General features: G+C 49.2%; 1 protein-coding gene. It reads left to right on the top strand.

From position 1 onward, the window contains the following. On the top strand, positions 1–1,028 hold a 1,028-nt coding region (gene tuf / locus ACTHR7_RS10755; protein ID WP_440370801.1), incomplete at both ends, for an elongation factor Tu.

Genomic DNA, 1,028 nt, shown 5'->3' with positions numbered 1-1,028 from the left:
GACAACGCTCCTGAAGAAAAAGCTCGTGGTATTACCATTAATACCTCACACGTAGAATACGAAACTGAAACCCGCCACTACGCACACGTAGACTGCCCGGGCCACGCCGACTACGTTAAAAACATGATTACCGGTGCTGCCCAAATGGACGGTGCGATCTTGGTATGTTCCGCAGCTGATGGTCCTATGCCACAAACTCGCGAACACATCCTGCTGGCTCGCCAAGTAGGTGTACCTTACATCATCGTATTCATGAACAAATGCGACATGGTTGACGATGCCGAGTTGTTGGAACTGGTTGAAATGGAAATCCGTGACTTGTTGTCAAGCTACGACTTCCCAGGCGACGACTGCCCAATCGTACAAGGTTCCGCACTGAAAGCTTTGGAAGGTGACGCTGCTTACGAAGAAAAAATCTTCGAATTGGCTGCTGCTCTGGACAGCTACATCCCAACACCTGAGCGTGCTGTGGACAAACCTTTCTTGTTGCCTATCGAAGACGTATTCTCTATCTCCGGCCGTGGTACAGTAGTAACCGGTCGTGTAGAGCGCGGTATCATCCACGTTGGTGACGAGATCGAAATCGTAGGTCTGAAAGAAACCCAAAAAACTACTTGTACCGGCGTTGAAATGTTCCGCAAACTGCTGGACGAAGGTCAAGCGGGTGACAACGTAGGCGTATTGCTGCGTGGTACTAAACGTGAAGACGTAGAGCGTGGTCAAGTATTGGCTAAACCAGGTACTATCACTCCTCACACCAAGTTCAAAGCAGAAGTATACGTACTGAGCAAAGAAGAGGGTGGTCGTCACACTCCATTCTTCGCTAACTACCGTCCACAATTCTACTTCCGTACTACTGACGTAACTGGTGCAGTTACTTTGGAAGAAGGCGTAGAAATGGTAATGCCAGGTGAGAACGTAACCATTACTGTAGAACTGATTGCGCCAATCGCTATGGAAGAAGGTCTGCGCTTTGCGATTCGCGAAGGTGGTCGTACCGTAGGTGCGGGTGTGGTTTCTTCTGTAAT

Source organism: Neisseria sp. P0007.S010 (assembly GCF_051962875.1).
Lineage (GTDB): Bacteria > Pseudomonadota > Gammaproteobacteria > Burkholderiales > Neisseriaceae > Neisseria > Neisseria subflava_A.
Note: the sequence above shows the minus strand (reverse complement) of the source record. Positions and strands in the feature narration are given on the sequence as shown.